The organism is Novosphingobium guangzhouense, assembly GCF_002896965.1.
In the GTDB taxonomy this organism is placed as follows: Bacteria; Pseudomonadota; Alphaproteobacteria; order Sphingomonadales; family Sphingomonadaceae; genus Novosphingobium; species Novosphingobium guangzhouense.
Window position 1 is genome coordinate 1 of the sequence record NZ_LYMM01000096.1, and the last position, 5,260, is coordinate 5,260.

The 5,260-nt window shown below is 66.2% G+C and carries 8 protein-coding genes; 3 read left to right on the plus strand and 5 right to left on the minus strand.

From position 1 onward, the window contains the following. Window positions 1–66: 66 nt before the first annotated feature. Window positions 67–348, minus strand: coding sequence for a hypothetical protein (locus A8V01_RS26800; RefSeq protein WP_103099292.1), 282 nt, complete (start codon window positions 346–348; stop codon window positions 67–69). 63 nt (window positions 349–411) lie between these two features. Between A8V01_RS26800 and A8V01_RS26805 the strand changes: the two genes are divergently transcribed. Next, window positions 412–828 carry a flagellar basal body-associated FliL family protein gene (locus A8V01_RS26805; RefSeq protein ID WP_103099293.1) on the plus strand — a complete coding sequence of 139 codons (417 nt, stop codon included), beginning with the start codon at window positions 412–414 and terminating at the stop codon, window positions 826–828. 10 nt (window positions 829–838) lie between these two features. On the opposite strand, the gene A8V01_RS26810 is transcribed toward A8V01_RS26805, so the two are convergent. From A8V01_RS26810 to A8V01_RS26825, 4 genes are read right to left on the minus strand one after another with little or no spacing between them, the layout of a single operon-like run. Next, window positions 839–1,351, minus strand: coding sequence for a MotE family protein (locus tag A8V01_RS26810; RefSeq protein ID WP_103099298.1), 513 nt, complete (start codon window positions 1,349–1,351; stop codon window positions 839–841). A 29-nt stretch (window positions 1,352–1,380) separates the two neighbouring features. Then, on the minus strand, window positions 1,381–1,926 hold the full coding sequence (locus tag A8V01_RS26815) for a DUF6468 domain-containing protein (protein WP_103099294.1): 546 nt from the start codon (window positions 1,924–1,926) through the stop codon (window positions 1,381–1,383). Next, entirely contained in the window at window positions 1,923–2,867 is a 945-nt protein-coding gene (gene fliM, locus A8V01_RS26820) for a flagellar motor switch protein FliM (protein ID WP_103099295.1), read from the minus strand. The genes A8V01_RS26815 and fliM overlap by 4 nt, the downstream gene beginning before the upstream one ends. Further along, complete coding sequence (locus A8V01_RS26825; RefSeq protein WP_245892860.1) at window positions 2,864–3,409, minus strand: flagellar basal body-associated FliL family protein; 546 nt, start codon at window positions 3,407–3,409, stop codon at window positions 2,864–2,866. The genes fliM and A8V01_RS26825 overlap by 4 nt, the downstream gene beginning before the upstream one ends. 140 nt (window positions 3,410–3,549) lie before the next feature. On the opposite strand from A8V01_RS26825, the gene A8V01_RS26830 reads away from it, so the two are divergent. Continuing rightward, window positions 3,550–4,293, plus strand: coding sequence for a flagellar hook-basal body complex protein (locus A8V01_RS26830; RefSeq protein WP_103099296.1), 744 nt, complete (start codon window positions 3,550–3,552; stop codon window positions 4,291–4,293). A 57-nt stretch (window positions 4,294–4,350) separates the two neighbouring features. After that, window positions 4,351–5,136, plus strand: a complete 786-nt coding sequence (gene flgG, locus A8V01_RS26835) for a flagellar basal-body rod protein FlgG (RefSeq protein ID WP_103099297.1) — start codon at window positions 4,351–4,353, stop codon at window positions 5,134–5,136. The last annotated feature ends 124 nt before the right edge of the window (window positions 5,137–5,260 follow it).

Genomic DNA, 5,260 nt, shown 5'->3' on the forward strand with positions numbered 1-5,260 from the left:
CCGTGGTTCCGCACAGCAGCGAAGCGCCCAGCGCCAGCGCCGCCCCGGAAAGCAGCCGCGCCCGCTTCACAGCGCCTCTGCCGTGACGATCCCGGAAATCACCAGCAGCGCCCCACCGATCGCCGCGCCGACAAGGAACAGCATCAGCGCGCCGAAGACCCACAGCAGGCTGCCCCCCTGCCGCGATCCTGCGGCCAGCACCGCGCCCGCAACCTCGACCGCATCCGCTTCCGCCCGGTCACCACGACGGCGGCCCGGATTGAGATCCTCATTCGGCTGCAGGGCCACGCCATCGCCCTGCCCCGCAGATACCACGCGGACCTTGGCCGGACGCCGATCGCTACTCATCTTGAAACGGACTCCTTGAATTTCATCCTATTATAGAGGCACAGCCCCGCCACCGGAGTTCGCATGCCCCGCTTCCGTTTCTTTTTCCCGGCATTGCTGCTGCTTTGGGCGGGGCCCGGACTGGGGGCCAACACCGACCCGCGCAAGGCCGTGGAACTGCCGCCCATCGATCCTTCGTTCCTGCCGATGGAGCCGATCGATGTGCCGATCGTCGACGGGGGCCGACTGGACGGCGTGCTGCACGTATCCATCACCCTTCAGGCCAAAGGCGCAGACGAGGCCGCCGAACTGGGCAAGCGAATGCCCGAACTGCGCGCCGCGGCGCTGCCCGCCGTCATCGAATTCGCCCGGCTGTGCGCCTCGCGGTTTGCCCCGGTGGACGTGGAGCGCCTGTCCGCCATGGTCGCGCCGCCGGTAAAGCGGGTGGCCGCAGGCATCGACAAGGTGCTGATCGTGAAAGTCTACGCGGCGCAGCGATAGGGCGCGGGGGCTATTTCCCGGCTTTCGCCGCCGCCGGCACAACCTTGCGGCCCGCCAGCGCCATCGACAGGGCAACCGCGCCCTGCGGAGACATGTTGGCCATGATCTGTGCCGTCGCCCGTTCGCGCATCCGGGTGGCGACTTCGCGCTGGACGTCGATATCCAGCTTTTCGAAGATCGGACCGGCGCGGTTGGGCTTCATCGTCTGGTAGATGCGCGCAAGGTTGTCATAGGGCACCGAAGGACCGCCTGCCGCGCCCGCGCCCTGCCCCGATTTCGCGGCCGCCGCCTGCTGTTCCTGCTGCTGGCGGATCTGCCCGGCAAGGCGCGCCTCGCTGGCTTTCACGGCCTGTTCGCGCATGTCCAGCTTGCGCTTTTCCGCCGCCGAAGTGCTGTTCCGCTTCGCTGCGGCATCCTGCAGCGAAGCACCGAGGCGGCTTGTCGGCGCACCCCCGGCGATATCCGCCGACGCGGCAAATGCGATGGCATTGGCCACCGCCGCCGCCACAGCAACCCCCAGCATCAGCCGGGTCGGTCTGGTCAGCGCACTGATCACGCGACCCGGTTGCCGCGCTTGGAGGTGAGGTCGAAGACGATGCGGCTGAGTTCGCGCTCTTCGGGAGAAATTGGGGCCGAAATTGGGGGCGAAGTTGGGGCCGAAGCGGGCGCCGGAGCGGGATCTGCAGGCCGCGTTTGCGCCTCTGCCCGCAGCACCGCGTCGGCATCGTCACGCCAGCGGGCAGAGCGGCGGCGCACGCCCGCTTCGGCAGCGCGGGCCTTGTCGGCGGCATCGACGATGCGTTCCGCCACCGAATTGCCGACGCCCACCATCACCGAAAGTTCATCGCGCAGATCGCGCGCGGCGTTCAGGATTTCTCCCTGCGCCGCCGCGTCGGTGGACAGCACGCGCTTCAGTTCGGTCAGCACCAGACGCGCCTGATGCGTGGCGTTGTCCAGCCTTTCCACCGCCTGATCGAGATGGCCGTCACGCAGCGCGCGGATGCGCCGGTCCATGCGGATCGCCTGCACCATGACGACAAGGCACATCAGCACCAGCGCCAGGTTGATCACGGTTGCCCAAGTAAATCCTGCGATCATTTCGGATACCCCTTGGCGATGTCTGTGGCCATGCGGATGGCGATATTGCTGGAACGCTGGCCGATATGCGCGCGGCCCAGCGGCACTCCGCCGCAATGGACCTGCAGCGCATCGTCGGGGCTGTTGCTGAGCGCGATGGTGTGGCCCACCTGAAGGTCGCGCACGTCGCGCAGGGACATCATCTTTTCCCCCAGCACCACGTCGACGACGACTTGCGTGTTGTAAAGCTCGCTCGCCATGTGCGCGGCCCAGATGCGATCGCGGCCCAGTTTTTCGCCCATGAAGCGCTGCACCAGCTTTTCGCGCACCGGCTCTATCGTGGCATAGGGCAGCAGGATCGAGAACACCCCGCCGCGCCCTTCCATGTTGACCGAATAGGTCGCCACGGCGGCGGCATTGCTGGGCTCTGCGATGGCGGCGAAGCGCGGGCTAAGCTCCATGCGCTCCAGTCCCATGGCGACCGGGGCGATTTCCTCGAAGGCGCTGGAAAGGTCGTCCAGCGCCATCTGCACCACGCGTGAGACAAGGGTGGATTCGATGGTGGTGAACGTGCGCCCCTCCGGCGGCAACGAACGCGTGCCGCCCCGTCCGCCCAGCAGCGCATCGACGATGCCATAGATCAGCCCGGCATCCACGGTGACGACGCCGTAACTCTCCCAGGGCTTGACCTGAAACACGCCGAACATCGCGGGCAGCGCGATGTTATCCATGAAGTCGCCGAAGCGGACAGACGTGATCCGCTCAAGGTTCACCTCGATCGCGTCAGAGGTCAGGTTGCGCATCGAAGTGGCGAAAATGCGCACCATGCGTTCGCACACCACCTCCAGCATCGGCAGGCGTTCGTGATTGATGACGTTGGATTCAAGGACGGCCTTCAGCCCCTTGCGCGGAACCGCCTCGCCATCGACGGCGGCCAGACGGATGGGATCGTCTCCACTCACTGCTGGATCAGATCCTGAATGAGAATGTCGCGCACCATGCCCTTGCCCAGCGCGGCCGTGGAGCGGCGGATCATCTCTTCCTTGATGCGGAACACGGCAGCCGAACCGTTAAGGTCTTCCGGGCGCAGTTCGCGCAGGAACGGCTGCAGCGCGTCAAGGATCACCGGGATGCGGCCCTTGACCGCATCGGTCTTGCCCTCGGCGGCGACGACGATGAAGCGCACTTTCACGAACTTGGCCTGCGCCCCGCCGCCACGCAGGTTCACCATCATCGGAGCAACTTCGATGTAGGATGCGGTAGGATCGGCATCGGCCGCGCCATGGCCTTCCCCCCCTTCGGCCTCGCCTTCCGCGGCGGCCGCCTCGGCCTGCTTTTCCCCGGCATGGTCCGCGCTGCCCCGCTGGGTGTACCAGTAGACCCCGCCAGCGCCCGCCAGCATGCCCACCGCGACGACGGCGATCGCGATCAGGCGCTTCCTGCCGCCCTTTGCCTTCGCTCCAGCCTCATCGACCGGCATGTCGTCGGTCTTTTCGTCGCTCACCTGGCCTACCTCGTTCGAAAATTCCCGCGCGGTTTCGCATGTGCGTCCGCGCGCGCGGTTTCAATCCTATATAGTGGATTATGAGCCGGTCGGGGTGCGCCTTGCCGGTTCGCCCAAGATTTTTGCGAAAAGGTCCGCCGATGGACGTTTCCTCCTTCGTCCTCCTCAGCCACGAACAGGCGCTGCGCCGCCAGCTGGACGTGGCGGCGAACAACATGGCGAACGTCTCCACCGCGGGCTACAAGCGCGAACAGGCGGTGTTCCACGAATACGTCGAGAACGCGCAGGAAGCCCCGGTTCAGGATGCGCGGCGGACCTCCTACGTGCTCGATTACGGGCAAGTCCACGATATCGCGCAAGGGGCGTTCCAGGCCACCGGCAACCCGCTGGACGTGATGATCGAGGGGCCGGGCTATCTCAACGTCGAGATGCCCGACGGCTCCACCGGCTATACCCGCGCCGGCTTCGTCAAAGTGCTGGAAAGCGGCGAACTGGCGACATCGGGCGGCCAGCGCCTGCTGGACGAGAACGGCCGCCCCATCGCCATTCCGGCCGACCAGCTGGCGCAAGTCTCCATTACCGCAGACGGCACCGTCATGGCCGGGCAAGATCCCGTTGGCCGCCTTGCCGTGACCGGCTTTGCGGACGAAAACATGCTGGAAGCGCGCGGCGACGGCGTGCTGACCGGCAGCGGCGGCTCGGTGATGACTGCCGCCCAGACCCGCCTGCGCAGCGGCGGCATCGAAGCATCCAACGTCGAACCCATTTCCGAGACCACCCGCATGGTCGAAGTGCTGCGCTCCTATCAGGTCAGCCAGCGCCTTTCGGCCGACCTTTCCGACATGCGCCGCAAGGCAATCGACCGCCTCAGCAAGATCGGCTGAAACCCCTTAAAGCCCCCCTAAACGCCGCCCCCCTTAACGCTCCCGAGGAAACCGCCCATGCGTTCGCTCTCCATCGCCTCGACCGGGATGCTGGCCCAGCAGACCAACGTCGATGTCATCTCGAACAACATCGCCAACATGAACACCACCGGCTTCAAGCGGCAGCGGGCGGAGTTCCAGGATCTGCTCTATCAGCAGGAATCGCGACCCGGCGCCGCGACCAGTTCGGACGGCACCAAGGTGCCCACCGGCATCCAGATCGGCGCGGGCGTGAAGACCGGCGGCGTCTACCGCATCACCGAACAGGGCGCGCTGACCAACACCGGCAACCAGTACGATATGGCCATCGACGGCGAGGGCTATTTCCAGGTCATGCTGCCCTCGGGCGACCTTGCCTATACCCGCGCGGGATCGTTCCAGCTGTCCGATCAGGGCGAACTGGTGACCACCGACGGCTACCGCGTGCAGCCCGACATCACCATCCCGCAAGGGGCGGTCAGCGTTTCTGTCTCCAAGACCGGTGAAGTTCAGGTAAAGCTGGACGGGCAGGTCGAAATGCAGACCGTGGGCCAGCTGGAACTGGCCACCTTCATCAACCAGGCGGGCCTTGAAGCGGTGGGCGACAACCTGTTCAAGGAAACCGGCGCATCGGGCCAGCCCATCGTCTCCACCCCCGGCCAGCCCGGCTACGGCACGCTGAGCCAGGGCTTCATCGAGGCATCCAACGTCAACCCGGTGTCGGAAATCACCGCGCTGATCACCGCCCAGCGCGCTTATGAAATGAACAGCCGCGTGCTCAAGACCGCCGACGAGATGCTCCAGACCTCGACGCAGTCGGTCTGATGCTGGCGGGCGCGCTCCTCGTCCTTGCGGCCGTTGCCGCCGCGCCTTCGGGCACCCCTGCGCCCGTGCTCGCGCGCACGGTGGAGCGCGGCGAAGTGCTGGCGCGCGGCGATTTCGAGACGCA